General features: G+C 68.0%; 21 protein-coding genes, 1 tRNA gene and 1 pseudogene. 13 read left to right on the forward strand and 10 right to left on the reverse strand.

All coding sequences use genetic code 11. From position 1 onward, the window contains the following. Positions 1 to 80: 80 nt before the first annotated feature. Positions 81 to 1,319: pseudogene (locus ACZ50Z_RS14625) on the reverse strand (HNH endonuclease signature motif containing protein); the annotation flags it as partial. A gap of 205 nt (positions 1,320 to 1,524) precedes the next feature. Then, positions 1,525 to 1,598: transfer RNA gene (locus ACZ50Z_RS14630), tRNA-Leu, on the reverse strand. A 350-nt stretch (positions 1,599 to 1,948) separates the two neighbouring features. Here ACZ50Z_RS14630 and ACZ50Z_RS14635 point away from each other — a divergent pair. From ACZ50Z_RS14635 to ACZ50Z_RS14695, 13 genes are all read left to right on the forward strand, one after another. Continuing rightward, complete coding sequence (locus ACZ50Z_RS14635) at positions 1,949 to 2,833, forward strand: PPE family protein, SVP subgroup (RefSeq protein ID WP_464484202.1); 885 nt, start codon at positions 1,949 to 1,951, stop codon at positions 2,831 to 2,833. Between the two features lie 61 nt (positions 2,834 to 2,894). Continuing rightward, complete coding sequence (locus ACZ50Z_RS14640) at positions 2,895 to 4,046, forward strand: PPE family protein (RefSeq protein WP_464484203.1); 1,152 nt, start codon at positions 2,895 to 2,897, stop codon at positions 4,044 to 4,046. Positions 4,047 to 4,208: 162 nt separating this feature from the next. Continuing rightward, entirely contained in the window at positions 4,209 to 4,505 is a 297-nt protein-coding gene (locus tag ACZ50Z_RS14645; RefSeq protein WP_036454244.1) for a WXG100 family type VII secretion target, read from the forward strand. A 41-nt stretch (positions 4,506 to 4,546) separates the two neighbouring features. Continuing rightward, complete coding sequence (locus tag ACZ50Z_RS14650) at positions 4,547 to 4,831, forward strand: WXG100 family type VII secretion target (RefSeq protein WP_020824001.1); 285 nt, start codon at positions 4,547 to 4,549, stop codon at positions 4,829 to 4,831. A gap of 252 nt (positions 4,832 to 5,083) precedes the next feature. Further along, on the forward strand, positions 5,084 to 5,857 hold the full coding sequence (locus ACZ50Z_RS14655) for a response regulator transcription factor (RefSeq protein ID WP_464484204.1): 774 nt from the start codon (positions 5,084 to 5,086) through the stop codon (positions 5,855 to 5,857). Beyond that, positions 5,854 to 7,380: a sensor histidine kinase gene (locus ACZ50Z_RS14660; RefSeq protein WP_464484205.1), complete on the forward strand. Its 1,527-nt coding sequence runs from the start codon at positions 5,854 to 5,856 to the stop codon at positions 7,378 to 7,380. The genes ACZ50Z_RS14655 and ACZ50Z_RS14660 overlap by 4 nt, the downstream gene beginning before the upstream one ends. Positions 7,381 to 7,598: 218 nt before the next feature. After that, entirely contained in the window at positions 7,599 to 7,682 is an 84-nt protein-coding gene (locus ACZ50Z_RS14665; RefSeq protein ID WP_464486242.1) for a potassium ABC transporter ATPase, read from the forward strand. Beyond that, positions 7,679 to 7,768 carry a K(+)-transporting ATPase subunit F gene (gene kdpF, locus ACZ50Z_RS14670; protein ID WP_464484206.1) on the forward strand — a complete coding sequence of 30 codons (90 nt, stop codon included), beginning with the start codon at positions 7,679 to 7,681 and terminating at the stop codon, positions 7,766 to 7,768. The genes ACZ50Z_RS14665 and kdpF overlap by 4 nt, the downstream gene beginning before the upstream one ends. Next, positions 7,769 to 9,439 (forward strand): potassium-transporting ATPase subunit KdpA, encoded by a 1,671-nt coding sequence (gene kdpA, locus ACZ50Z_RS14675; RefSeq protein WP_464484207.1) that lies wholly within the window; start codon positions 7,769 to 7,771, stop codon positions 9,437 to 9,439. It begins immediately after the preceding gene. Continuing rightward, on the forward strand, positions 9,439 to 11,598 hold the full coding sequence (gene kdpB, locus ACZ50Z_RS14680; protein WP_464484208.1) for a potassium-transporting ATPase subunit KdpB: 2,160 nt from the start codon (positions 9,439 to 9,441) through the stop codon (positions 11,596 to 11,598). Before kdpA ends, kdpB begins: the two co-directional genes overlap by 1 nt. A 1-nt stretch (position 11,599) precedes the next feature. Beyond that, positions 11,600 to 12,481: a potassium-transporting ATPase subunit C gene (locus tag ACZ50Z_RS14685; protein ID WP_464484209.1), complete on the forward strand. Its 882-nt coding sequence runs from the start codon at positions 11,600 to 11,602 to the stop codon at positions 12,479 to 12,481. An 11-nt stretch (positions 12,482 to 12,492) separates the two neighbouring features. Continuing rightward, on the forward strand, positions 12,493 to 15,051 hold the full coding sequence (locus tag ACZ50Z_RS14690; RefSeq protein ID WP_464484210.1) for an ATP-binding protein: 2,559 nt from the start codon (positions 12,493 to 12,495) through the stop codon (positions 15,049 to 15,051). 49 nt (positions 15,052 to 15,100) lie between these two features. Further along, positions 15,101 to 15,781 carry a response regulator gene (locus tag ACZ50Z_RS14695; RefSeq protein ID WP_464484211.1) on the forward strand — a complete coding sequence of 227 codons (681 nt, stop codon included), beginning with the start codon at positions 15,101 to 15,103 and terminating at the stop codon, positions 15,779 to 15,781. Between the two features lie 59 nt (positions 15,782 to 15,840). On the opposite strand, the gene ACZ50Z_RS14700 is transcribed toward ACZ50Z_RS14695, so the two are convergent. The 8 genes from ACZ50Z_RS14700 to mfd form a co-directional block, all read right to left on the reverse strand. Further along, positions 15,841 to 16,158, reverse strand: a complete 318-nt coding sequence (locus tag ACZ50Z_RS14700; protein ID WP_464484212.1) for a hypothetical protein — start codon at positions 16,156 to 16,158, stop codon at positions 15,841 to 15,843. A gap of 93 nt (positions 16,159 to 16,251) precedes the next feature. Beyond that, positions 16,252 to 17,199 (reverse strand): Ppx/GppA phosphatase family protein, encoded by a 948-nt coding sequence (locus ACZ50Z_RS14705; RefSeq protein WP_464484213.1) that lies wholly within the window; start codon positions 17,197 to 17,199, stop codon positions 16,252 to 16,254. Beyond that, a complete protein-coding gene (locus ACZ50Z_RS14710; protein WP_464484214.1) occupies positions 17,193 to 17,681 on the reverse strand; it encodes a DUF501 domain-containing protein in 489 nt (162 codons plus the stop codon). Before ACZ50Z_RS14710 ends, ACZ50Z_RS14705 begins: the two co-directional genes overlap by 7 nt. Then, complete coding sequence (locus tag ACZ50Z_RS14715) at positions 17,674 to 18,363, reverse strand: FtsB family cell division protein (protein WP_464484215.1); 690 nt, start codon at positions 18,361 to 18,363, stop codon at positions 17,674 to 17,676. The genes ACZ50Z_RS14710 and ACZ50Z_RS14715 overlap by 8 nt, the downstream gene beginning before the upstream one ends. A gap of 1 nt (position 18,364) precedes the next feature. Next, the gene (gene eno, locus ACZ50Z_RS14720) at positions 18,365 to 19,657 is read right to left on the reverse strand and encodes a phosphopyruvate hydratase (protein WP_464484216.1); all 1,293 of its coding nucleotides are present in this window, start codon (positions 19,655 to 19,657) and stop codon (positions 18,365 to 18,367) included. Positions 19,658 to 19,704: 47 nt separating this feature from the next. Further along, positions 19,705 to 20,433, reverse strand: coding sequence for a lytic transglycosylase domain-containing protein (locus tag ACZ50Z_RS14725; RefSeq protein WP_464486243.1), 729 nt, complete (start codon positions 20,431 to 20,433; stop codon positions 19,705 to 19,707). Between the two features lie 315 nt (positions 20,434 to 20,748). Beyond that, positions 20,749 to 21,741: a nucleoside triphosphate pyrophosphohydrolase gene (locus ACZ50Z_RS14730; protein ID WP_464484217.1), complete on the reverse strand. Its 993-nt coding sequence runs from the start codon at positions 21,739 to 21,741 to the stop codon at positions 20,749 to 20,751. Further along, positions 21,741 to 25,400 (reverse strand): transcription-repair coupling factor, encoded by a 3,660-nt coding sequence (gene mfd / locus ACZ50Z_RS14735; RefSeq protein ID WP_464484218.1) that lies wholly within the window; start codon positions 25,398 to 25,400, stop codon positions 21,741 to 21,743. The genes ACZ50Z_RS14730 and mfd overlap by 1 nt, the downstream gene beginning before the upstream one ends. Positions 25,401 to 25,542: the final 142 nt, after the last annotated feature.

Consider the following 25,542-nt stretch of genomic DNA (forward strand, 5'->3'; position numbering starts at 1 on the left):
CGTCAGTGACGCGTGGTGTGAAACGAATTATTTGATGCACCAACATGTTTGAGCGTTGATGCAGCCCCGGTAGCCGGACTAGGTGGTGGTTGGGGTTGGAAGGGGTCATACCACCACCAGTGGGCGCGTTCGCCGGTAGGTCCGGGACACGGTGGGACAGCGGGTGGGGGTTGGGTCGGGGGGCGTGCCAGTGATGCCGGGCTCAGGATTCGGCCGTCCTCGTCGGTGACCACCAGAGCGTGCGCGGGTCCGGTGAGGGTGATCAGGCCCCGATGATGCAACCGGTGGTGGTAGGGGCAGACCAGCACCAGGTTGGCCAACTCGGTGGGGCCGCCGTCTTCCCAGTGCCGCAGGTGATGGGCGTGCAAACCCCGGGTGGCGCCACAACCCGCAACCACACACATACGGTCGCGGTGCTCGAGCGCGCGGCGCAGGCGTCGGTTGATCACCCGCGTCACCCGCCCGGCCCCAATGACCTCGCCGTGGCGCTCGAACCACACCTCACAGGTGGCATCACAGGTCAGGTATCGGCGTTCGGCCTCCGACAGCAGCGGACCCAGATGCAGCGCGGCAGCGCGCTGGGCGACATCAAGGTGCACCACCACCGTGGTGTGCTGCCCATGAGGCCGACGAGTGGCCTCGCTGTCCCATCCCGCTTCGATCAGGCGCATGAACGCCTCGGCCGTGCCCGGCACCGGCGGACGCTGATCACCCACGCCCGTGCCCTCGCCGTGGTCGCGCTTCCACTCGGCGATGAGCGCGTCACGATGCGAGGCCAACGCGGCATCGAACTTCGCAGCATCCACGTGGCCCAGCGTGATCCGATAACACGCACCCTGATCGTTGGCGGTCGCGATAAACGAGCGCTCAGACCCCGGCTGGGGTTCGGGGTCGGGTCGCGGTTCCAGCTTGACCGCGGTGCGCAGCTGATTGACCGTGGCGACCGCGGCCAACGCCGCGTAATGCTCATCAGAACCCTCACCGGCCCGCGCCGCGATCACCCCGACCTGATCGGCCGAGAACCGCCCCTCCCGCATTCCTTGGACACACCGCGGGAACTCGCTCAACCGGCCCGCGATCGCGGCCAACGTGTGCGCATTGGCCGACGAACAGCCCAGCTTCCAGGCCACCAACGCCGGCACTGAGCGCGCACCCGTCACACCGCACAATTGGTCGCGATCGATCTCGGCGACGATCTGCACGATGCGCCCATCAATCGCATTGCGCTGACCGCTCAACTCCGCCAACTCCTCGAACAACACCTCGAGACGGTCGCTCGCAGTCACCACCTCGGCGTCAACAGATGCGATCGAAGACATGACGCCATCATCGCAGCGACCACCGACAAACCCGGGGCCGTCGGATCCCGCTCGCCGGAAAGCAACACGTCTATCGGCAGCAATCACTCGAGTCCCGAATCGTGAGCCAAGTCAAGACAAATCGTCGGGTGCATCAGCGTCCCGCAGGTGTTCGACGCGACACCGCCACCGGATCACTTGGGCCAGCCGAACTGCACATAATCGGTGCCCCCAGTCGGACTCGAACCGACACTTGACGGATTTTAAGTCCGCTGCCTCTGCCAATTGGGCTATGGGGGCCCGGCGGCGAATCTAGCGCGTGAACGCCCATCGCGCGGCATCGCGTCCGGGCCGATATTTGCCAGACGTCCAACATGCGACCCGAGCGCACATCGGTTACGATCCGCGCCCCACGCCCGATTTCTGCCTTTCGGCGCCCGAGTCCAGATGACGTCCCGATGTCGCCCGACAGGGTCTTGTTAAAACTGCCGCCCTTGTCGTTAAGAAGCCGTAAACGACTGTAACCCCAGCTCATTGGGTGGGGAATGTGGAGTTGTGGCTCGCTAGCGTTACGCCAACGCACAGCGGCCGTTACGTGAACACACAGCGACCCACACCGGGGGTCGGCTCGTTCAGCATAGGAGCAACAGATGTCGTTTCTGACAACACAGACTGAAGAAATGCTGGCCGCGGAGACGTTGCTGTCCGGAATCAACAGCAACCTGGCGGCGCAGAACACGGGCGCTGCGTCGGCGACGACGGTCATCGCTCCCGCCGCCGCTGACCCGGTGTCGGCCCAGCAGGCGGCCATCTTCTCGGCCTACGGCACCCAGTACCAGACGATCGCCGCCGAGGCGCAGGCGCAGCTGGAGCAGTACTCGCAGACCCTGGGCATCAGCTCCAACAGCTACGGCGACACCGAGGCCGTCAACGCGAGCCAGGCCGCCATCCAAGCGCTGGACGCCACCGATTCCGGCACCTCCAGCGGCGTGGGTTCTAACCCGATCGACATCCTCGCCTGGCTCCTCGGCTACAACGGCCAGTCCAGCGGGGGCCTCGGCGGCATGTTCGGCCTCTCGAGCAACACCGCCAATATCGGCAACATCGGCATCGGGAACTGGTCCTCGGCCACCTCGAACCTGCTCGGCCTCGCCGGTGGTGGCCTGCTGGACACCTCCGGCGCCGATGCCGGTGCGGCCGCCGCGGCGGACCTGGCCACCACGACGACGCCGGCCGGCGCCGGCGCGGGTGGCGTGGCCGGCGTGGGCGCGATGCCGGCCGCCGCCATGGGCCAGGCGACCATGGTCAACAAGCTCTCGGTGCCCCCGAGTTGGGCCGGTTCCACCCCGGTGGCGGGGACGAGCGCCGCGCCACTGCAGACCGTCGGTTGGACCGCCGCCGCGCCGCAGACCGGCACCGGAACGGTGGTGCCGGGCATGCCCGGGGTCGGCGCGATGGGGCGCAACGGCGCCGGCTTCGGGGCGCCTCGCTACGGCGTCAAGCCGATCGTCATGCCGAAGCCGACCGCCGTCTAGGCAGCCACGCTCATCCCGATAGACGTCGAATCCGAACAGGCAAAGGGAGCGGAATACACAAATGGTGCTTGACTTTTCAGCGATCCCCCCAGAGATCACCTCGTCGCTCATGTACGCGGGTGCGGGCTCCGCGCCGTTCATGGCCGCCGCGACGGCGTACGCCAACCTCGCCGCCGAGGTGAGTTCCACGGCGACCCAGTGGGAGTCGATCATCTCGTTGCTGACCACCGAGCAGTGGACCGGTGGCGGGTCGGCGGCGGCCGCCGCCGCCGCGCAGCCCATCGTGTCCTACCTGACCGAGACGGCGTCGACGCTCGAGCAGGCGAGCGCCCAGGCCACCGCATCGGCGGCCGCTTATGAGGCGGCGTTCGCGGCGACGGTGCCCCCGCCGGTGATCGCGGCCAATCGGACGCTGCTGGCGACACTCGTCGCGACGAACTTCCTGGGCGTCAATTCGGCCGCGATCGCGGCCACCGAAGCCCAATACGCCGAGATGTGGGTCCAAGACGCCACCATGATGGCCACCTATCAGGCCGCCTCGACCGCGGCCGGCGTGCTCACCCCGGTAACGCCACTGACGTCGACCACCGACCCGGCGGCCGCCGCGGCCGTGGACAACAGCGCGGTCGCCTTCGATGCGGCGAATGGCACGACGCAGGCGACCGGAATGGACCTGTCGTCGCTTCTCACCTCGCCAACCACCGGTGGCGGCCTGCTCGACGCCATCGACCACCTGGAGGGCACCCCGTCGTTCTTCAACGCCACCAACGGCGCAATCAACACCGCCGCCTGGTGGGTTTGCGCCGCAATCCCGAACGCGGTGTCGCTGGGGCACACCCTCGGGGCGGTGCAATCAATTCCGTTCTCGCTGGCCGACTCTGCCGCCCCGGCGGCGGGCGCGGCCGCCATCACGCCCGGCACGACGGTGGGCTCCGTGTCGGGCGCGGGCGCGTCGGCGGCGCTGGGCGAGGCGTCCGCGGTGGGCCGCCTCTCGGTGCCGGCGGGCTGGAATGCCGCCGCCCCGGCGTCGGTGGCGTCGGCCACCGCCCCGCTCGAGGGCTCGGGTTGGACGGCCGCGGCCGAAGCGGAGGGCGTCACCGCGATGCCCGGCATGCCAGGCATGGCAGCGGCCGCCAAGGGCGCCGGCGCTTACGGCACCGGACCTCGGTACGGCTTCAAGCCGATCGTCATGCCCAAACAGGTTGTCGTCTGAGAAGGGAACGCTGATAGAGGAACTTAGGGGGTACACGTCGCCCGTTTGAGGCGAACAATTAACCGGCAGGCCGTAATCTGGTTGAACCGCGGCCACCGCCGCATCAACTACCACTGTTAAGACTTCGGCCGACGGAAGCTATCAAGATAGGAGACAGCCGAGATGGCAACACGTTTTATGACCGACCCGCACGAGATGCGGGCGATGGCGGGCCGTTTCGAGGTGCACGCCCAGACCGTCGAGGACGAGGCCCGCAAGATGTGGGCGTCGTCGATGAACATCGCCGGCGCGGGCTGGAGCGGCCAGGCGCAGGCGACGTCGTATGACACCATGGGCCAGGTCAACCAGGCCTTCCGCAACATCGTCAACATGCTGCACAGCGTGCGCGACGGGCTGATCCGCGACGCGAACAACTACGAGCAGCAAGAGCAGGCCTCGCAGCAGATCCTCAGCAGCTAGCCCGGAACTGCTGCTGCGCAACACCTTTAAGGAGCCAACCAATGAGCATCAATTACCAGTTCGGCGACGTAGACGCCCACGGTGCCCTGATCCGCGCCCAGGCCGCGTCCTTGGAGGCCGAGCACCAGGCCATCGTCCGCGATGTGCTTGCTGCCGGCGACTTCTGGGGCGGCGCCGGTTCGGTCGCGTGCCAGGAGTTCATCACCCAGTTGGGTCGCAACTTCCAGGTGATCTACGAGCAGGCCAACTCCCACGGACAGAAGGTTCAGTCCGCGGGCAACAACATGGCCAGCACCGACAGCGCCGTCGGGTCCAGCTGGGCCTGACGCCTGTCCTTCGACGAAACGGGGCCGTGCACCGACCGGTGCGCGGCCCCGTTCGCATCTGCCGAACTTTCTGTGAAACCCGCTCGCGCGCCGGGGTTTTCGTCAGCCAGCGAACGCAAGGATCCACGTCGCCGGGTCAACGCCTCTGTATCCCAGCAGCTTTCGAAGGTTGCGCTCGAGCACCCGCATACATTTGAGATTTCTATGAACTCCGTGACAATCGGGTGTGTGGCCGGTCAGAATTAAAGGAACATGACCGCAATGGCCGGATACTCAGGCTCGCAGCGCCCCCGCCAAGCCATCCTGGGGCAGCTGCCGCGGATCAACCGTGCCGATGGCTCACCGATCCGGGTTTTGCTGGTCGACGACGAGCCGGCGCTGACCAATCTGGTGAAGATGGCCCTGCACTACGAGGGCTGGGTGGTCGACATCGCCCACAACGGGCGCGAGGCGATGGCGAAGTTCGAGAGAGTCAGCCCCGACATCCTCGTCCTTGACATCATGCTTCCCGACGTGGACGGGCTGCGGATCCTCGAACGGGTGCGCCAATCCGACGCCTACACCCCGACGCTTTTCCTGACCGCGCGCGATTCGGTCATGGACCGGGTCACCGGCCTGACCGCGGGCGCCGACGACTACATGACCAAGCCGTTCAGCCTGGAGGAATTGGTCGCCCGGCTGCGCGGGTTGCTGCGCCGCTCCGGCCCGCCGCCGACGCCGACCGCCGAGACCCTCGTCGTCGGCGACCTGCGGGTCGACACCGCCAGCCGGGAAGTCACCCGTGGTGACACCGCGGTGTCACTTTCCTCCACCGAGTTCGAGTTGCTGCGCTTCCTCATGCGCAACCCGCGGCGCGCGCTGAGCAGAACCGAGATCCTCGACCGAGTGTGGAACTACGACTTCGCCGGGCGCACCAGCATCGTGGATCTCTACATCTCGTACCTGAGGAAAAAGATCGACTCCGGGCGGGAGCCGATGATCCACACGGTCCGCGGCGTGGGGTACATGCTGCGTCCGGCGGAATGACCCAAGACGGGACCGCCGCATCCGGGATTTTTCCCCGGTGGTTTCCCTCGTCGCTGCGCCGCCAACTGCTGTTGGGTGTGCTGGCCGTGGTCAGCGTGGTGCTGGTGACCGTCGGCATCGTTTCCGTGCTCAGCCTGCGCGGCTACGTCAACGCCATGAGCGACGCCGACATCGCCGAGTCCCTCGTCGCATTCAGCCACCAGTACACGAAATACCGCAACGGCGAACACAGTTCTGCGCATCCGGACACGTTGCCCATCGGAGAGGCGATGCTGGAATTCACCGGACAAACGCCGGGAAACCTCATCGCCGTGCTGCGTAACGGCGTGGTGATCGGGTCGGCGGTCTTCTCCGAAGGAGAACCGAAAGCCGCGCCGGGCGACGTCGTCCGCGCGCTGGAAGGGCAGTCGTGGTCCGGCGGGCCGCCCCGGACCGAAATACTGGGCAGCCTGGGGTCTTACCGCCTCGACAGCACCGTGGACGGCTCCGACGTGCTCGTGGTCGGGATGTCGCAGACCTTGGCCGACCGGATCATCGCGCGCAAGCAGATCACCACGATCGCGCTGACCGCAGGGGCATTGGCGCTCACCGCGGCGCTCACCGGGTGGGTCGTCGGGTACACGCTTCGCCCGCTGCGCCGGCTGGGCGCAATCGCGGCCAATGTCGCCGCCATGCCGCTCGCCGATGACGACCACCGGATCAGCATCCGGGTCCAACCGCAGGACACCGACCCGCAGAACGAGGTCGGGATCGTCGGTCACACACTGAACCGCTTGCTGGACAACGTAGATGGCGCGCTGGCGCATCGGGTCGAATCCGATTTGCGGATGCGCCAATTCATCAGCGACGCCAGTCACGAACTGCGCACGCCCCTGGCGGCCATTCAGGGCTACGCCGAACTCACCCGCCAGGACAGTTCGGAGTTGCCGCCGACCACCGAATACGCGTTGGCCCGAATCGAATCCGAGGCCCGGAGGATGGCGTTGCTCGTCGACGAGTTGCTGCTGCTTTCCCGGCTGGGTGAAGGCCAGGACCTGCAGTCCGAAGAGGTCGACCTGGCCGAGATCGCCAACGACGCGGTGAACGACGCCACGGTGGCCGCGCTGACCCACAACTGGGTCAAAGACCTGCCCGACGAGCAGGTTTGGGTGCGCGGCGACCACGCCCGGTTGCATCAGTTGGTCAGTAACCTGCTCGGCAACGCCCGCGTGCACACACCGCCCGGGGTCACGGTGACGACCGGAATCACCTGCCACCGCGACGGTCCCGGGGCGCCCTTCGTGGAATTGACCGTCACCGACGACGGACCGGGCATCGACGAAGAACTGCTGCCCAGGCTTTTCGAGCGGTTTGTCCGGGCCGACAAGTCGCGATCGGACGGCTCGGGCCACGGACTGGGCCTGCCGATCGTCAGTTCGATCGTCAAGGCCCACCATGGCTCGGTCACCGTCGAGTCCACCGACGACATAACGGTTTTCCGGGTACGGCTACCCCTGATCGCGGCACCTGCGGGGCGTAAATAGACCGTAAAGGTGCACGGTATCCGCGTTAGGGAACCGTCAACCGCCGCTGCGCGCGGACGCCGCGCGGTTAATTTCGAACTGACTTCTCCTCCGAGACAGCGCTGGATAGTGGTGACCCGCTGCGCCCGGCTCCGCCGAGCTTGCGATCACCACGTGCTGGGGCTGACTCGACGAGGTTTTCTTTCGCAGGCGCGTGATTGGCGTGGAACGGAGACGAGATGGGCGTGGCGGTGTACGTCGTGCTGACCGTGGCGGTGTTCGCCGCGCTCGGCGTGGCTCAGAAGCTGGTCGAACGGCGATGAACAACCAAAATGCGGTCGGTCTGGTGCTTTCCGTCCTCATTGCGCTCTATCTCGTCGGCGCCCTGCTGTTCCCGGAGAGGTTCTGAGTGGGCACCACAACGGCCGGGATCATTTTCCTCGTTGTCCTCGTCGCGGCGGTGGCGCTCGTCCACGTACCCTTCGGGGACTACATGTTTCGTGTGTACGCCTCGGACAAGGATTGGCCTGTCGAGCGAACGCTCTACCGCCTGATCGGGGTCGATGCGCGCGCGGAGCAGACGTGGGGGGCCTATGCCCGCAGCGTGCTGGCGTTCTCGTCGATCAGCATCCTGTTTCTGTTCGTATTCCAACTCGTCCAGGGCAAATTGCCGCTGCACCTTCATGATCCGGCCACCAAGCTGACTCCCTCGCTGGCGTGGAACACCGCGGTCAGCTTCGTCACCAACACCAACTGGCAGGCCTACTCCGGCGAGACGACACAGGGACATCTCGTGCAGATGGCCGGCCTGGCGGTGCAGAACTTCGTGTCCGCCGCCGTCGGGATGGCGGTGGCAGTGGCGCTGGTGCGCGGGTTCGCCCGCACCCGCACCGGCGAGCTGGGCAACTTCTGGGTCGACCTGGTGCGTGGAACGCTGCGAATCCTGTTGCCCGTCGCCATCGTCAGCGCAATCTTGCTGGTCGCCGGTGGGGCGATCCAGAACTTCCACCTGCACGACCAGGTGGTGACCACCATCGGCGGCGCCCACCAGACCATCACCGGCGGTCCGGTGGCCAGTCAGGAGGTGATCAAAGAACTCGGCACCAACGGAGGCGGGTTCTACAACGCGAATTCCGCTCACCCGTTTGAGAATCCGACCGCCTGGACCAACTGGCTGGAGATCTTCCTCATCCTGGTGATCGGGTTCTCGCTGCCCCGCACATTCGGGCGCATGGTGGGTAACACCAAGCAGGGCTACGCGATTGCGGCCGTGATGGCGACGCTGTACACGATCAGTACCGTCTTCATGCTGTGGTTCCAGACCCGGCACCACGGCACGGTGCCGACGGCGATCGGCGCCGCGATGGAGGGAGTCGAGCAGCGCTTCGGCGTCACCGACTCGGGGGTGTTCGCCGCCGCGACGACGCTCACCTCCACCGGCGCCGTCGACTCTTCTCACGATTCGCTGACCAGCCTCGGCGGCATGATCGCACTGTTCAACATGCAGCTGGGTGAGGTCGCGCCCGGCGGCACCGGCTCGGGCCTGTACGGCATCCTGGTGCTGGCGGTGATCACGGTGTTCGTCGCCGGGCTGATGGTCGGGCGCACTCCCGAATACCTCGGCAAGAAGATCACCCCGCGCGAGATCAAGCTCGCCGCAAGCTATTTCCTGGTCACCCCGCTGATCGTGCTGACCGGCACCGCGATCGCGATGGCGCTGCCCGGCGAACGCGCCGGCATGCTCAATGGCGGACCGCACGGACTCTCCGAAATCCTCTACGCGTTCACGTCGGCGGCCAACAACAACGGGTCGGCCTTCGCCGGGCTGAGCGCCAACACCGACTGGTACAACACCGCCCTGGGCCTGGCCATGGCGTTCGGCCGGTTCCTGCCCATCGTGCTGGTGCTGGCGCTGGCGGGATCGCTGGCCCGCCAAGGCCGCACACCCGTCTCCGCGGGCACCCTACCCACCCACCGACCGCAGTTCGTGGGCATGGTCGCCGGCGTCATGTTGATCGTCGTTGCCCTCACATTCTTGCCCATGCTGGCGCTCGGGCCCCTCGCCGAAGGAATCCACTGATGACCGCGACCGCCATCCATCCGGCCGAGCAGACGCACCCGGCGGCGTCGGGCGGCAAAAATCGGGTGCAGGGCGGCCTGCTCGACCCGACGATGCTGTGGCGCTCCACACCGGACGCGCTGCGAAAACTCAACCCGCGCACCCTGTGGCGCAACCCGGTGATGTTGATCGTCGAAATCGGCGCCGCCTGGAGCACCGTCCTGGCGATCACCGCGCCAAGCTGGTTTGCCTGGCTGGCCGTGACCTGGTTGTGGCTCACGGTGCTGTTCGCCAATCTCGCCGAAGCGGTCGCCGAGGGCCGCGGCAAGGCCCAGGCCGACAGCCTGCGCCGGGCCAAAACGCAAACCGTGGCCCGCCGCCTCAAGGACTGGACACCTGGGGCGGCCGCCGTCGAGGAAGCCGTCGCCGCCGCACAACTGCGGCAGGGCGATGTCGTGGTGGTCGAGGCGGGCCAGGCAATCCCCGGCGACGGTGACGTGGTGGAAGGCATTGCGTCCGTGGATGAATCGGCCATCACGGGAGAGTCCGCGCCGGTGATCCGCGAGTCCGGCGGCGACCGATCGGCGGTCACCGGCGGGACCACCGTGCTGAGCGACCGGATCGTCGTTCAGATCACCCAGAAGCCAGGCGAAAGCTTCATCGACCGGATGATCGCGCTCGTCGAGGGCGCCAACCGGCAGAAGACCCCGAACGAGATCGCGCTGAACATCCTGCTCGCGGCATTGACGATCATCTTCGTCTTCGCCGTCGCGACCTTGCAGCCGCTGGCGATTTACTCGAAGGCAAACAATCCTGACGTCCCGGATAGCCAGGCGCTGGGCATAGGCGGCGTGACGGGCATCGTGATGGTGTCGCTGTTGGTGTGCCTGATCCCGACGACCATCGGCGCGCTGCTGTCGGCCATCGGCATCGCCGGCATGGACCGGCTGGTGCAGCGCAACGTGCTCGCCATGTCCGGGCGCGCGGTGGAAGCCGCCGGCGACGTCAACACCCTGCTGCTGGACAAGACGGGCACCATCACGCTCGGCAACCGGCAGGCCGCCGCCTTCATCCCCCTCGACGGCGTCTCGGCCGAACGGCTGGCCGACGCCGCGCAGTTGTCCAGCCTTGCCGACGAAACACCCGAGGGCCGTTCGGTTGTCGTGTTCGCCAAGCAGCACTTCGGCCTGCGTGGCCGCACACCGAGCGAGCTGTCACAAGCCCACTGGGTGGCCTTCTCGGCAACCACGCGGATGTCGGGCGTCGATCTCGATGGGGTCGACGGCACCCTGCTGCGCAAGGGCGCGGCCAGCTCGGTCGCGGAATGGGTACGCGTACAAGGGGGCAACGTCCCCGCACAGCTCGGCGAGATCGTCGACGGCATCTCCGCGGGCGGCGGCACGCCCCTGGTCGTCGGGGAGAGCATCAACGGCCACGCGGGGGTGCTGGGTGTCATCCACCTCAAGGACGTTGTCAAGCAGGGCATGCGGGGGCGGTTCGACGAGATGCGCCGGATGGGCATCCGGACGGTGATGATCACCGGCGATAACCCGTTGACCGCCAAGGCGATTGCCGAGGAGGCCGGGGTTGACGACTTCCTGGCCGAGGCCACCCCGGAGGACAAACTCGCGCTGATCAAGCGTGAGCAGGCGGGCGGCAAACTGGTCGCGATGACCGGCGACGGCACCAACGACGCGCCGGCGTTGGCGCAAGCCGACGTGGGCGTGGCGATGAACACCGGCACGTCGGCGGCCAAAGAGGCCGGCAACATGGTCGATCTCGACTCCGACCCCACCAAGCTCATCGAGATCGTGGAGATCGGCAAGCAATTACTGATCACCCGCGGGGCGCTGACGACCTTCTCGATCGCCAACGACATCGCGAAGTACTTCGCGATCATCCCGGCGATGTTCGTCGCCCTGTTCCCCGGCCTGGATCTGCTCAACGTGATGCGGCTGCACAGCCCGCAGTCGGCGATCCTGTCCGCGGTCGTCTTCAACGCGATCATCATCGTGTTGCTGATCCCGCTCTCGCTGCGCGGTGTGCGCTACACACCGAGCAGTGCGTCGAAATTGTTGAGCCGCAACCTCTATGTCTACGGCCTGGGCGGCATCGTCGCCCCGTTCATCGGCATCAAGGCGATCGACCTGATCGTCCAATTCATCCCCGGGATGTCCTGATATGACGAATTTCGTTCGCCTGCATTGGGCGGCGCTGCGTGCGCTGCTGGTGCTGACCGCGATCACCGGTCTGGCCTATCCCCTGCTCGTCTGGGCCGTCGCGCAGCTCCCGGGATTGCGTGAGCACGCCGAGGGCTCGATCCTCACCGCGGACGGTAAGCCATTGGGCAGCAGGATGATCGGCCAGCCGTTCACCGACTCCAGCGGCAACCCGCTGCCGCAGTATTTCCAGAGCCGGCCCTCGGCGGCCGGCGCCGGCTACGACCCGACCTCATCGGGCGGCAGCAACCTCGGACCGGAAAGCGTTCTCGACACGCCCGGCAAGCCGAGCTTGTTGACCCAGGTGTGCTCACGCAGCGCCGCCGTCGGCAACGCGGAGGGCGTCGACGGGTCGCGGCCGTTCTGCACGGGCGGCGGCGTGGGCGCGGTGTTGTCGGTGATCGGCCCTCGCGACGCGCGCGGCAACGTCACCCGCCCGACTCGGGTGGTCAGCGTCAACGAGCCCTGCGGATCCACGCCGGCGCCGTTCCTCACCCTCTACGAGGGCGTGCGCGTCGAATGTGCCCGGCCTGGCCCCAAAACCGGAGAGGTCTACGCGGTCGGGCAGACCGTGCCCGTCCGCGGGTCCGCGCCCGCCAACCCGGCCGTGCCGGCCGACGCGGTCACTTCCAGTGCCAGCGGCCTCGATCCGAACATCTCGCCGGCCTACGCCGACATCCAGGTGGCGCGGGTCGCCAAGGCTCGCCACGTCAGCCCCGATCAGATCCGCGCGGTGGTAGCGCAGAACCGGAGCGGCCGCGCGCTGGGGTTTTTCGGTGAACCGTGCGTCAACGTGCTGCAACTCAACCTGCAACTCGACCACCGGTATCCCGTCCCGAGTTAGCCCCAGGGGGGATGATGGTTGACGTGAGCGACGTCAACCTGCGCGCCCGCCACCCCAGGCGGGGGGAGCTACGCATCTACCTCGGTGCTGCTCCGGGCGTGGGGAAGACGTATTCGATGCTGGGTGAGGCGCATCGGCGGCTGGAACGTGGCACCGATCTGGTGGCGGGCGTGGTGGAGACCCACGGGCGTGCGAAAACCGCTGAGCTGCTTGAGGGCATCGAGATCATTCCGCCGCGCTCTATCGAATACCGTGGCGGCCGCTTTTCCGAGCTCGACGTGCCGGCCGTGCTGGCGCGCCGCCCACAGGTCGTCCTCGTCGACGAACTCGCGCACACCAATGCGCCGGGGAGCAAGAACCCCAAGCGGTGGCAGGACGTCGAGGAGTTGCTCGACGCCGGGATCACCGTGATCTCCACGGTCAACGTGCAGCACCTGGAAAGCCTCAACGACGTCGTCGCCCAGATCACCGGTATCGAACAGAAGGAGACCGTCCCGGACCTGATCGTGCGGCAGGCCGCACAGGTCGAACTCATCGATATCACTCCAGAGGCGTTGCGGCGCAGGTTGTCTCATGGAAATGTCTATGCGCCGGATCGTATCGATGCGGCGCTGTCCAACTATTTTCGGCGCGGGAACCTCACCGCACTAAGGGAACTGGCGCTGCTGTGGCTTGCCGACCAGGTCGATACGGCGCTGGCGAAATACCGTGCCGAGAACAAGATCACCGACATGTGGGAGGCCCGCGAGCGGGTCGTGGTGGCGGTCACCGGTGGACCCGAGTCCGAGACCTTGGTGCGGCGGGCGTCCCGGATCGCGTCGAAGTCCACCGCCGAGCTCATGGTGGTCCACGTCGTCCGCGGCGACGGCCTGGCCGGCCTGTCGGAATCCCGGATGGCCAAGATCCGGGAGCTGGCCACCAGCCTGGATGCTTCGCTGCACACCGTCGTCGGCGACGAGGTGCCCACGGCCCTCCTCGAGTTCGCCCGCGAGATGAACGCCACGCAGCTGGTGATCGGTACCTCGCGGCGGACGCGCTGGGCGCGTGTGTTCGAGGAGGGCATCGGTCCGAGGATCGTCGAGCTCTCCGGGAAGATCGACGTGCATCTGGTCACGCACGAGGAGGCCAAGCGCGGGTTCCGTACGGCCTCGCTCGCGCCGCGCGAGCGACGGGTGACGTCGTGGCTGGCGGGGATCATCGTGCCGTCGATCACCTGCGCGATCACCGTCACCGCGCTGGACCCGTACCTGGACACCGGTGGCGAGAGCGCCTTGTTCTTCGTGGGGGTGCTGTTGGTCGGGCTCTTCGGAGGTGTTGCGCCCGCGGCACTTTCGGCGATGCTGTCCGGGCTGCTGCTGAACTACTTCCTGATCGCCCCGCGGCACAGCTTCACCATCGCCGAACCCAACAGCGCCATCACCGAATTGGTGCTGCTGCTGATCGCGGTCGCGGTCGCGGTGCTGGTCGACTTCGCGGCCAAACGCACCCGGGAAGCCCGCCGCGCGTCGCAGGAGGCCGAGCTGCTGACCCTGTTCGCGGGTTCGGTGCTGCGCGGCGCCGACCTCGAAACGCTGCTCGAACGGGTGCGAGAGACCTACGCGCAGCGCGCGGTCAGCATGCTGCGCGGGCCCGGCGAGGAAGCGCGCGCCGGCGACACCACCAGCGACGTCGTCGCCTGCGTGGGCAGGAGCCCCTGCGCCACCGTCGATTCCGCGGACACCGTGATCGAGGTCGGCGACGACGAATTCTGGATGCTGCTGGCGGGCCGAAAACTCTCCGCCCGGGACCGGCGGGTCCTGTCCGCGGTCGCCCGGCAGGCCGCCGGTCTGATCAGGCAGCGCGAACTCGCCGAGGAAGCCAGCCGGACCGAAGCGGTCGTGCGCGCCGACGAGCTGCGGCGCTCGCTGCTCTCGGCGGTCAGCCACGACCTGCGCACGCCGCTGGCGGCGGCCAAGGTCGCGGTGTCCAGCCTGCGCGCCGAGGACGTCGCCTTCTCCGCCACCGACACCGCGGAGTTGCTGGCGACCATCGAGGAGTCGATCGACCAACTCACCGCGCTGGTCGGCAATCTGCTCGATTCGTCCCGGCTGGCCGCCGGGGTGATCCACCCCGAACTGAGCCGGGTGTATTTGGAGGAAATCGTGCAGCGCGCGCTGGTCAGCATCGGCAAGGGCGCCACCGGTTTTTTCCGGTCCGCCATCGACCGGGTCAAGGTGGATGTGGCCGACGCCATGGTGATGGCCGACGCCGGATTGCTCGAGCGGGTGCTGGCCAACCTGATCGACAACGCGCTGCGCTACGCGCCGCACTGCCTGGTGCGGGTCAACGCCGGGCGGGTGGGCAATCGGGTGCTGATCAACGTCATCGACGAGGGGCCTGGGATACCGCATGGGGCCGAGGAACAGATCTTCGAAGCGTTCCAGCGGCTCGGCGATCACGACAACACCACCGGCGTCGGCCTGGGGATGTCGGTGGCGCGCGGCTTCGTCGAAGCGATGGGCGGGACCATAACGGCTACCGACACTCCAGGAGGCGGGCTGACCGTGATCGTGGAAATGGCTGCGCCGTGACCCGCGCTGGCGACGATGCAGAGCGCAGCGATGAGGAGGAGTGGCGCAGATGACCAGGGTTCTGGTGATCGACGACGAGCCGCAGATTCTGCGGGCGCTGCGGATCAATCTGTCCGTGCGCGGCTATGAGGTGGTCACCGCGTCGAGCGGCGCCGGTGCGCTGCGCGCGGCCGCCGAACACAAACCCGACGTGGTGATCCTCGACCTCGGCCTGCCCGACATCTCCGGTATCGACGTGCTGGCCGGGCTGCGCGGCTGGCTCACCGCGCCGGTAATCGTGCTCTCGGCGCGCACCGATTCGTCGGACAAGGTGGAGGCGCTGGACGCCGGGGCGGACGACTATGTCACCAAACCCTTTGGGATGGACGAGTTCCTGGCCCGGCTGCGCGCCGCGGTGCGGCGCAATACCGCGGCCTCCGAGCTGGAACAACCCGTCATCGAGACGGAATCGTTCACCGTCGACCTGGCCGCCAAGAAGGTCACCAAAAACGGCGGCGAGGTCCACCTCACCCCCACCGAGTGGGGGATGCTCGAGGTCCTGGTCCGCAATCGCGGCAAGTTGGTCGGCCGCGAGGAACTGCTCAAGGAGGTGTGGGGCCCGGCGTATGCCACCGAAACCCATTACCTACGTGTATATCTCGCGCAGCTGCGGCGCAAACTCGAGGATGACCCGTCGCATCCCAAGCACCTGCTGACCGAGTCGGGCATGGGGTATCGATTCGAGGTGTGAGCCTCGGGGCCACCCGCGTAGTCCCATCCGCCACACGAGTCTCTCCGGACGGCGGCACGTTAATTGCCCACCTCATAGCGACAACCCGCGGCTTCGCGCAACGCCAGCACGCGCTGATGGATCCGATGTTCGGTGCCACGCGGCATGCACCCGGGCCCGTACCGGCCCCGTCCGAGCCGGCGCACCCGGCCGTGTTCGATCTCCCAGCGCAGCGCGTCCGAAATGGCCTTCGACGGCCTGCCGCGCACCGAAAAGCTGTGCCATTTCAGCGCATCCATCAATTCGGCAATGGTCGCCGGCCCATGGACTGCCAATTGCATCGTGAGCACGTAACGCAGCTCGATTCCATGAAGGTTCATGGCCGCACCGTCGCACACGGGTACGACACCGCCGGAGTTGTCGCTGAAAGGCGGGCAAAAGTGGTGCCCACTTTCCTAGAGGCCGGTGAGGCGGATGTGACTGAGAACGACTTACCCGGCGATCGACAACACGATGCCATCAAGGATGTCGTGCTCGCTCACCGTCAACTCCTCGATGCCCGCACGGGCGCGCAACTCGCGCGCCAACTCCTCCACCACGATCGCGCCGCCACCGATCACGTCGGCCCGGCCCTCATGCATCGGCGGCAGCGCCGCGCGCTCGGCGCGCGCCATCCCGAGCAGCCTTTCACACACCGCCAACAGATCCGCACCGGCGACGCGCGAAAGATGAATGGCCGCAGAGTCATACGCTGGCAGATTGTGCGCCAGCGCGGACAGCGTGGTCATCGTTCCGGCCAATCCGACCCAGGTCCGCGCGCCCTCGACGGGCACCACGCCGAGCGCGACCTCGAGCCGCTCGCGCACCACCTGCCGGGCCGCGGCCACTTCCGCGGGCGTGGGCGGGTCCGAATGCAAACAGCGTTCGGTCAGCCGGACACAGCCGATGTCGGCCGAGTAGCTGGCCACCACCGCCTCGCCCCCGACGACGATTTCGGTGGAGCCCCCGCCCAGGTCGACCACGACGAAAGGTCCCGCCGCACCGTCTAATTCGCCGACCGCGCCGCGAAACGACAGTTCGGCCTCTTCGGCGCCGCTGATCACCTCGGCCACCGCACCGGGCAGCACCGCGCCCAACACGTCGGCGGTCATCGCGAAAAACTCATCGCGGTTGGCGACGTCGCGGGCGGCCGAGGTCGCGACCATCCGCACCCGCTCGACCCCGTGCTCTTTCAGCAGCGCCGCGTAGTCCGCCAACGCGGCCCGCGTGCGGGCTATCGCCTCCGACGCGAACTCACCCGTCGCGTCGACACCCTGACCCAGCCGCACGATCCTAGTCTCCCGATGCACGTCACGCAGCCCGCCGTCATGCTCATCGGCGATCAGCAACCGAATTGAGTTGGTGCCGCAGTCAATTCCCGCAAGCCTGCCGTTCACCATTGGCCCTCCACCAAAACCCCCGCCATCGCGGGCTCGCCGGCCAGGATCGCCAGCGCCTCGTCGCCGAACGGATTCACACCCGGCCCCTTGGCCAGCGAATGAGCGATCAGCACGTGCAGACACTTGACCCGGTCGGGCATTCCCCCGCCGGTGAACGTGGTCCCCAACGGTTCGATCGCGTCACGCTCGGCCAGATAGGACTCGTGCGCGCGCCGGTACGCGGCCGCCAGATCCGCGTCGCGTCCCAGCCGCTCGCTCATGTCACGCATCAAGCCCGTCGTCTCGAGCCTGCTCGCCGCGGCCGTCAGCGCCGGATGCGTCAAGTAGTACAGCGTCGGAAAAGGCGTGCCATCAGGCAATTTCGGCGCGGTCTTCACCACGCCGGGTTCGCCATTGGGGCACCGGTAGGCGATGTCGAGCACCCCACGCGGCTCACGCCCGAGCTGGCGAGCCACCGCGTCCAGGTCGGCACGATCAACCACCGGGACCCGGGGGATTCGGTGCGGGCAGGCCAGGCTCGGGCGGCGGCGCCGGAGCTTCCTGGGGCGGCGGGCTGGCCGGCGGCAGGTGCGGGGCGTCGGCGATGGTGTGCCACAACGACGTGTACCAAGGATCGTTGTTGACCGGTTTCGCCGACGGGGATCCCGGCTGGGTGGGCTCGGCCGCCGACGCGGGAAGCTGAACCTGGAACGGGATATCTCCCGGTTTCACGAAGCCGAGCCGCTCACGGGCCTGCGCCGCAATGTAAGCCGGGTCACCGAGTTTCGTCTTGCGCTGCTCCAAATCCGCAATCTGACGGCGCAGCGCCGCCTCGCTGGCGGCCAGCTGATTCATCTCGGTGCGCTGCGCGAAATAGGTGCGCACCGGCCCGGCAATGGTCAGCGTCAGCACGCAGATCACCGCGGCCAGCACCGCCGCGCGCCGCGCGGTGAAACCGAGCCGTTGCTCGGAGCGCTGCTCGAGCGATTCGGCGGCCTGCCGGGTAATGGGTTCGACGACATGTTCTTGCTGCGTGGTGCTGCGGCCGGTGTGGTTCGTCGTGGGCGACGTCCTCGCGGACGGCTTCGACGACGGCTTGGCCGAGCGGCGGCGCCGAACCGAATCGCCGGCCTTCCCCGGGCGCGATGCCGGGGAACGCCGCTTCGGATCCGGCTTGCCGGGCAAGCTATTTGGCCTCCGGCGGCGTATACCGCGGGAAGGCGAGATCGCCGGCGTAGCGGGCCGCGTCGCCGAGCGCCTCCTCGATCCGCAGCAGCTGGTTGTATTTGGCCACGCGCTCGCTACGGGCGGGCGCACCGGTCTTGATCTGCCCGCTGCCGACGGCCACGGCCAGGTCGGCGATCGTGGTGTCCTCGGTCTCGCCGCTGCGGTGGCTCATCATCGTGCGGTAGCCGCTGTGGTGCGCGAGCGCGACGGCATCAAGCGTCTCGGTCAGCGTGCCGATCTGATTCACCTTGACCAGCAACGCGTTTGCCACGCCCTTGTCGATACCCTCTTCCAGGCGCTCGGGATTGGTGACGAAGATGTCGTCGCCGACAATCTGCACCCGGTCACCGATCGCCGCGGTCAGTGTCGCCCAGCCATCCCAATCGTCTTCCGACAGTGGGTCTTCGATGGACACCAGCGGATACGAGCCGAGCAGCCCGGCGTAGAACTCCGCCATCTGCTCCGCGGTGCGGGTGCTGCCCTCGAATCTGTAGCCCGTCCCGTCGGTGAAGAACTCGGTGGCCGCCGCGTCGAGGGCCAGCGCCACGTCGGCGCCGAGTTTGAAACCCGCCGAGTCGATGGCCCGGCTGATCAGATCCAGGGCAGCGGTGGTGCCCGCCACGTCGGGCGCGAAGCCGCCCTCGTCGCCCAGCCCGGTGCTCAAGCCCTCCTTCTTGAGCACCGACTTCAGCGAGTGGTACACCTCTGCGCCCCAGCGCAGCGCCTCGGCGAAGCTGGGCGCGCCGATCGGCGCCACCATGAACTCCTGGATGTCGACGGCGGTGTCGGCATGCGCGCCGCCGTTGAGGATGTTCATCATCGGCACGGGCAGGATGTGCGCGTTGGGGCCGCCGAGGTAGCGGAAAAGCGGCAACTCGGCGGAATCGGCCGCCGCCTTGGCCACGGCCAGCGACACGCCCAGGATCGCGTTGCCGCCCAGCCTCGACTTGTCCGGCGTGCCGTCCAGGTCCAGCAGCGCCTGGTCGACCAGCCGCTGATCGTCGGCGTTGAGGCCGATCACCGCCGGGCCGATCTCGTCCAGCACGGCCTGCACCGCCTTCTGCACACCCTTGCCGGCGTAGCGCTCTCCCCCGTCGCGCAACTCGACGGCCTCGTGCTCGCCCGTCGACGCGCCCGACGGCACCGCCGCGCGGGCAAACGTCCCGTCGATCAGGGCAATCTCGACCTCGACTGTCGGGTTGCCGCGGGAATCGAGGATCTCGCGGGCCCCGACCTGCTCGATAATCGGCACTGGGGTTCTCCTTGTTCGCGTAAGGCCTGGGTCAGCGATACATCCTGCTATAGCGGGTGACCTTTCGCGTAAGCGGTCGCCCAATCCCGGACCGCACGCGCGTAGACCCCGGAATTGTTGTAGGCCCGCAGCGCGGTGATCCAGCCCCGCGGCGTTGCGAGATCCTTTCCGCGCCAACACAGGTAGCCGGCGGCGGCGAGCGCGGCGTCGTCGATGTTGTCCGGGCTGACGCGGCCGTCGTTGTGAGCGTCGACACCATAGAGCCGCCACGTCTCGGGGATGAACTGCATCGGCCCCATGGCGCGCGTCACGCCGTCGCCGTCGGTGAGGTCCTCGTCGCTGTCGACGATGCGCAGCGTCCCGCCGCTGCCGTCCAGCCGGACACCGCGGATCGGCGGGCTGACATCCCCGTTGGGGGACAGCGTCGCGCCGCGGTAGGTGCCGTGGTGACTCTCGACCTGCCCGATGCCCGCCAGCGTGGTCCAGGCGATGTGGCACTTCGGGTTCTCGACCTCGGCGACCCGGGCCGCGTACGCGTAGGCCTCGAGCGCGATCACCGGGATCTCCAATGCCGCCGCCCGTGGTTGGGCCCAGTCGCGCAGCTGTTCCGCGGGCCGACCGCTGGCATGGGTGTCCACCGGCGGCACCGGGTCCCCCGCCGGGGGCGGCACACCGTCGGGAATGAACAGGCTGAGCTGCCACGTGCAGCTCGAGGCCAGAACGATCGCGGTCGCGCCGATCACGGCGGCCGCGCGCATCCAACGCCTCGGCGACACCATGCTTTCCTGAGCTCCCCTAAACTCGCGTGCTCCAACTTCCGCCACACCATCGTCCCATGCGCCCGGGGACTGCTCGGTCGCGTCGGGCCTCGGCGCACCGACGTGGTGCCGGGTTCAGCTAATCATCGATTAGCCGCTGGCCACCTTGGCTAGCGTGGTCAACGCGACGCCGACCACGGGGATTCGCAACCGCATCCGCGATATTACCGACCGGCCGAGGACAAAACCGGCAAACATTGCCGCGATCGCTCTCGACACGGCCGCGGCGGCAAATAATCCCGCCGTCGCCGCCTTCACGGCGATATCGCGCGCTCAGGCCTCGTCGGCCACGGCGTCGGCGGCGACCTCTTCGGTGACCGGTCCGGCCCCCGATTCGCCGGCCGGCCAGTGCTCGCGCCACTCCTGTTCGGAGACTTCACCGAGCGGGGCCACGTCGAACTCGTCGGGAACGTCGCCCCCGCGGCGCGCCGTGGCGATCGCCCGCTCCGCGCCGCGAACCGTGTCGACGAACTCCAGAACCGCTGTGCGCAGGGCGCTTTCGGCGTCGACGTCGGCCGACACGCGGATCGAGGTGATTTCATCGGGGATCAGGTCGGCGGGCAGGCCGGCTTTGTCGGCGCGCTGAATCACCTTCTGGGCGAGCGCCAGCGCGGGCTGCCCCGTGTGCACGTCGTCCATCACCGATTTGCGCGGCTTTTCGGCCGCCTTGCGCTCTTCCCACTGGGCCAGCTGCTCTTCGAGCGAAATCGATTGCCCGGCAAGTACTCCCGGAACCCGGTTGCCCAGTTTGCGCATCAAAGCGGCGGCGACGTCATCGATGGTGAAGGAGGACTGCGGCGCATCCTCGGCGATGCGGGCATGGAAGAGGACTTGCAGCAGCACGTCGCCGAGTTCGTCGCGCAGCGCATCGGCGTTGCCGCTGCCCACCGCGTCCAGCAACTCGTAGGTCTCCTCCAGCAAAAACCTGCGCAGCGAGTCGTGGGTTTGCTCACTTTCCCACGGACCGGCGGTCCGCAGTTTGTCCATCATGGCCACGGCGTCGACCAGCCGTTCGCCGCGCGGCGTCTCGGGCGCCGAGATCAGCCGGGCCCCGGCCGCCAGGCGGGCGGCCACGGCCGGGTGGTCGGGGTCGGACGACAGCAGCACCGGCGCGTCCTCACCGGAGTGCACCGGACGCGCCGCCGACAGCGACCAGGGCACCGCGACGGGCATCTCTTCGGTGTACTGGACCTCGCCGGCGAGATGCTCGATGGCTTCGATGGGCACCAGCGACGGGCGGCGGGGGTCGAACATGACGACGATCATTACCGCCCCTCACTCGTCATCGATGCAGGCAGTTCACTCGTTATACCAATAACCGTTTGCGGTTTGCCCTGCAGTGCGGTCACCAGGTTGGCCACCATCTGCACCAGCTCGACATCGCGTATGCGGGCCGCGCCCGCAAAACTCTGGCCACCTCCGGCACGCGGGATGGGGACCTGCACGGTGGACGTCGTGGCGCGATAACCCGCCGCCGGATACATCCGCTTGAGCCGCACCTGAGCCGAATCCGGCAGGGTCATCGGCGAGAGCCGCACGGTCGCCGCCGACGGCGCCGACACCTCGGTGATGCCCGCCTCGCGGCACAGCAGCCGCAGCCGCGCCACCGCAACCAGCCGCAGCGCCGGCTCGGGCAGCGCCCCGTAGCGGTCGACGAGTTCCTCCACGACCGCGTCGATCTCGCCGTCGGAGGCCGCCGCGGCCAGCCGGCGGTACGCCTCCAGCCGCAGCCGGTCACTGGCGATGTAATCCGGCGGCAGGTGCGCATCGACCGGAAGGTCGATACGCACGTCCTTGGGCTCCTCGGCCGTCGTGACGGTGTGGCCGTCGGCGGCGGCCCGGTAGGCCTCCACCGCCTCGCCCACCAAGCGGACGTACAGGTCGAAGCCCACGCCGGCGACGTGCCCGGACTGCTCGACGCCGAGCACGTTGCCCGCACCGCGGATCTCGAGGTCCTTCATCGCGACCGCCATGCCCGCGCCCAACTCGTTGTTCTGCGCGATGGTGGCCAGCCGGTCATAGGCCGTCTCGGTCAGCGGCGAATGCGGCGGATACAGGAAGTAGGCGTAGCCGCGCTCCCGGGAGCGGCCGACCCGGCCGCGCAGCTGGTGCAGCTGCGACAGACCGAAGGTGTCGGCGCGCTCGACGATCAGCGTGTTGGCGTTGGAGATGTCCAGGCCGGTCTCCACGATCGTGGTGCACACCAGGATGTCGTATTCGCGGTTCCAGAATCCCTGCACCGTGCGTTCCAGCCGTTCTTCGGGCATCTGCCCGTGCGCCACGACCACCCGCGCCTCGGGCACCAGATCCCGGATCTTTGCCGCCGCCCGGTCGATCGAGCTCACCCGGTTGTGCACGTAGAAGACCTGCCCGTCGCGCAGCAGCTCGCGCCGCAACGCCGCGGCGACCTGCTTGTCGTCGTGCGGGCCGACGTAGGTCAGCACCGGATAGCGCTCCTCGGGCGGCGTCAGGATCGTCGACATCTCGCGGATCCCGGCCAGGCTCATCTCCAGCGTCCGCGGAATCGGGGTGGCGCTCATGGTCAGCACGTCGACGTGGGTGCGCAGCGACTTGATGTGTTCCTTGTGCTCGACGCCGAACCGTTGCTCCTCGTCGACGACGACCAGGCCCAGGTCCTTCCAGCGCACTCCGGTCTGCAACAGCCGGTGCGTGCCGATCACCACGTCCACCGACCCGTCGGCCAGGCCCTCGACCACGGCCTTGGATTCCGTCGCGTCGGTGAACCGCGACAGGCCCTTGACGGTCACCGGGAATCCGGTCATCCGGTCGGTGAAGGTCTGCAGATGCTGGTCGGCCAGCAGCGTGGTGGGTACCAGCACGGCGACCTGCTTGCCGTCCTGGACCGCCTTGAACGCCGCCCGCACCGCGATCTCGGTCTTGCCATAGCCCACGTCGCCGCAGATCACCCGGTCCATCGGGATCGGCTTTTCCATGTCCCCTTTGACCTCGGTGATCGCGGTCAGCTGGTCGACCGTCTCGGTGTAGCCGAACGCGTCCTCCATCTCGGCCTGCCACGGGGTGTCCGGGCCGAACGCGTGCCCGGCGCTGGCCTGCCGCTTGGCATACAGGGACACCAGCTCGCCCGCGATCTCGCGGACCGCGCGACGCGCCTTGGTCTTGGTGTTGGACCAGTCGCTACCGCCGAGCTTGCTCAGCGCCGGCGCCTGCCCGCCCACGTACCGCGACAGCTGATCCAGCGAATCCATTGGGACATAAAGCTTGTCGGATCCGCCGCCCCTTTTGCTCGACGCATACTCGAGCACCAGGTACTCGCGGCGGGCGCCGCCGACGGTGCGCTCGACCATCTCCACGAACCGCCCGATGCCGTGCTGATCGTGCACCACCAGATCGCCGGCGGACAGGGCCAACGGGTCAACGGTGTTGCGCCGCTTAGCCGCCAGCCGCTTGCCCTCGACGGCGGCGACCCGGCTGCCGGTCAGATCGGTCTCGGTGATCACCACCAACGTGGCGCCGGGAATGATGACACCGTCGTGCAACGGCCCCTTGAGCACGCCGACCACCCCGAGCTTGGGCGCGGCACCGGATTCCAGCATGGCGGCGGGGGTGTCGCATTCGGCCAGCCGCTCCACCACGCGATGCGCGGTCCCGGCGCCGGGCGCGACGATGACGGCGTAGCCGCCGGTGGTGACGTGCGCGCGCAGCATCGCGAAGATGCCGTCGATGTCGTGTTGATGCCCGCGCGCCGACGGCGCCGCGCGGATGTCCAGCTCCACGGCCGACTCGTCGGATAGCTGGCTCAACGTCCACCACGGATGACCGCCCGTGGCGGCCGCGGCCCGCACGTCGTGCAGCTCGGCGAATCCGGACCCGCCGAATTGCGCGACGTCGACGGGGGCGTCCGTGCCCATGGCCGCGGCCGACCAGGAGGCCTCGAGGAATTCGCTACCGGTCTTGATCAGGTCGGCGGCGCGGGTGCGGATCTTCTCCGGGTCGCAGAGCAGAATCGGGGTGCCTTGCGCCAGCTGGTCGGTCAGCAGCACGTGTTCGCCCGGCCGCAGCACCGGCAGCAAGGCCTCCATGCCGTCGACGGCGATGCCCTCGGCGAGCTTGGCCAGCATGTCGGTGACGCTGCCGGTGATGGCGGGCTCGGTCGCCGGGTGCCGCGCCGACAGTTCGGCGGCCCGTTGCCGCACCTCCTCGGTGAGCAGCAGTTCGCGGCAGGCCACCGCGATCAGGGTGTCGACCTCGATCTCCGGGATCGAACGCTGATCGGCGACGGAGAACATCCGCATCTCGCTGACCTCGTCGCCCCAGAACTCGACGCGCACCGGGTGCTCGGCCGTCGGCGGGAAGACGTCGAGAATCCCGCCGCGCACGGCGAACTCGCCGCGCCGGCCCACCATGTCGACGCGGGTGTAGGCCAGCTCGACCAGCCGGGCGATGACAGCCTCGAATTCGACTTCGGTGCCGACGTTCAACGTGACCGGCTCGATCAGGCCCAGCTGCGGCGTCATCGGCTGCAGCAGCGAACGGGCCGCGGTCACCACCACTCGCAGGGGTGGGCCGAGCCGCGCGTCGTCCGGATGGGACAGCCGGCGCAGCACCGTCAGCCGGGCGCCGACGGTGTCGACGCCGGGTGAGAGCCGCTCGTGCGGCAGCGTCTCCCAGGACGGGAAAAGCGCCACGGCATCGCCGAACACGCCGCGCAGTTCAGCGGTCAAGTCGTCGGCTTCGCGCCCGGTCGCGGTGACTACCAGCAAAGGGCCCAACCGCGCCAGCGCGCTGGCCACGAACAACCGTGCGCTGGCTGGACCCACCAGGCTCAAGTCGGCCGGCGACGCCGCCGCGCTGTCGATCAGCTGCTGGAAGGTCGGCGCGGTGAGCGCCAATTCAACGAGCCCCGCGATCGGGGTTTCTGGGCAAGCAGCCCCCGGTGCGGTCATGATGAATTCCATTCTAGGGCTGCTTGCCCGGCTCCTTACTCCCGCCGACGCGGCGCTCGCCGTCGCCGGGCGGGAACCGCCGGACTCGCCGAACCGCGTCAATATTGAGGTTGGCGTCGTCAAGGGATCGTCAAGGGAACAC

The organism is Mycobacterium sp. NTMscope_MAC_269, assembly GCF_976985695.1.

Excerpts from the sequence above, each read along its gene's own strand:
- ACZ50Z_RS14635 (WP_464484202.1), top strand. The coding sequence starts at position 1,949 with ATGTCGTTTCTGACAACACAGACTGAAGAAATGCTGGCCGCGGAGACG.
- ACZ50Z_RS14640 (WP_464484203.1), top strand. The coding sequence starts at position 2,895 with ATGGTGCTTGACTTTTCAGCGATCCCCCCAGAGATCACCTCGTCGCTC.
- ACZ50Z_RS14645 (WP_036454244.1), top strand. The coding sequence starts at position 4,209 with ATGGCAACACGTTTTATGACCGACCCGCACGAGATGCGGGCGATGGCG.
- ACZ50Z_RS14650 (WP_020824001.1), top strand. The coding sequence starts at position 4,547 with ATGAGCATCAATTACCAGTTCGGCGACGTAGACGCCCACGGTGCCCTG.
- ACZ50Z_RS14655 (WP_464484204.1), top strand. The coding sequence starts at position 5,084 with ATGACCGCAATGGCCGGATACTCAGGCTCGCAGCGCCCCCGCCAAGCC.
- ACZ50Z_RS14660 (WP_464484205.1), top strand. The coding sequence starts at position 5,854 with ATGACCCAAGACGGGACCGCCGCATCCGGGATTTTTCCCCGGTGGTTT.
- ACZ50Z_RS14665 (WP_464486242.1), top strand. The coding sequence starts at position 7,599 with ATGGGCGTGGCGGTGTACGTCGTGCTGACCGTGGCGGTGTTCGCCGCG.
- kdpF (WP_464484206.1), top strand. The coding sequence starts at position 7,679 with ATGAACAACCAAAATGCGGTCGGTCTGGTGCTTTCCGTCCTCATTGCG.
- kdpB (WP_464484208.1), top strand. The coding sequence starts at position 9,439 with ATGACCGCGACCGCCATCCATCCGGCCGAGCAGACGCACCCGGCGGCG.
- ACZ50Z_RS14685 (WP_464484209.1), top strand. The coding sequence starts at position 11,600 with ATGACGAATTTCGTTCGCCTGCATTGGGCGGCGCTGCGTGCGCTGCTG.
- ACZ50Z_RS14690 (WP_464484210.1), top strand. The coding sequence starts at position 12,493 with ATGATGGTTGACGTGAGCGACGTCAACCTGCGCGCCCGCCACCCCAGG.
- ACZ50Z_RS14695 (WP_464484211.1), top strand. The coding sequence starts at position 15,101 with ATGACCAGGGTTCTGGTGATCGACGACGAGCCGCAGATTCTGCGGGCG.
- ACZ50Z_RS14705 (WP_464484213.1), bottom strand. The coding sequence starts at position 17,199 with ATGGTGAACGGCAGGCTTGCGGGAATTGACTGCGGCACCAACTCAATT.
- ACZ50Z_RS14730 (WP_464484217.1), bottom strand. The coding sequence starts at position 21,741 with ATGATCGTCGTCATGTTCGACCCCCGCCGCCCGTCGCTGGTGCCCATC.
- mfd (WP_464484218.1), bottom strand. The coding sequence starts at position 25,400 with ATGACCGCACCGGGGGCTGCTTGCCCAGAAACCCCGATCGCGGGGCTC.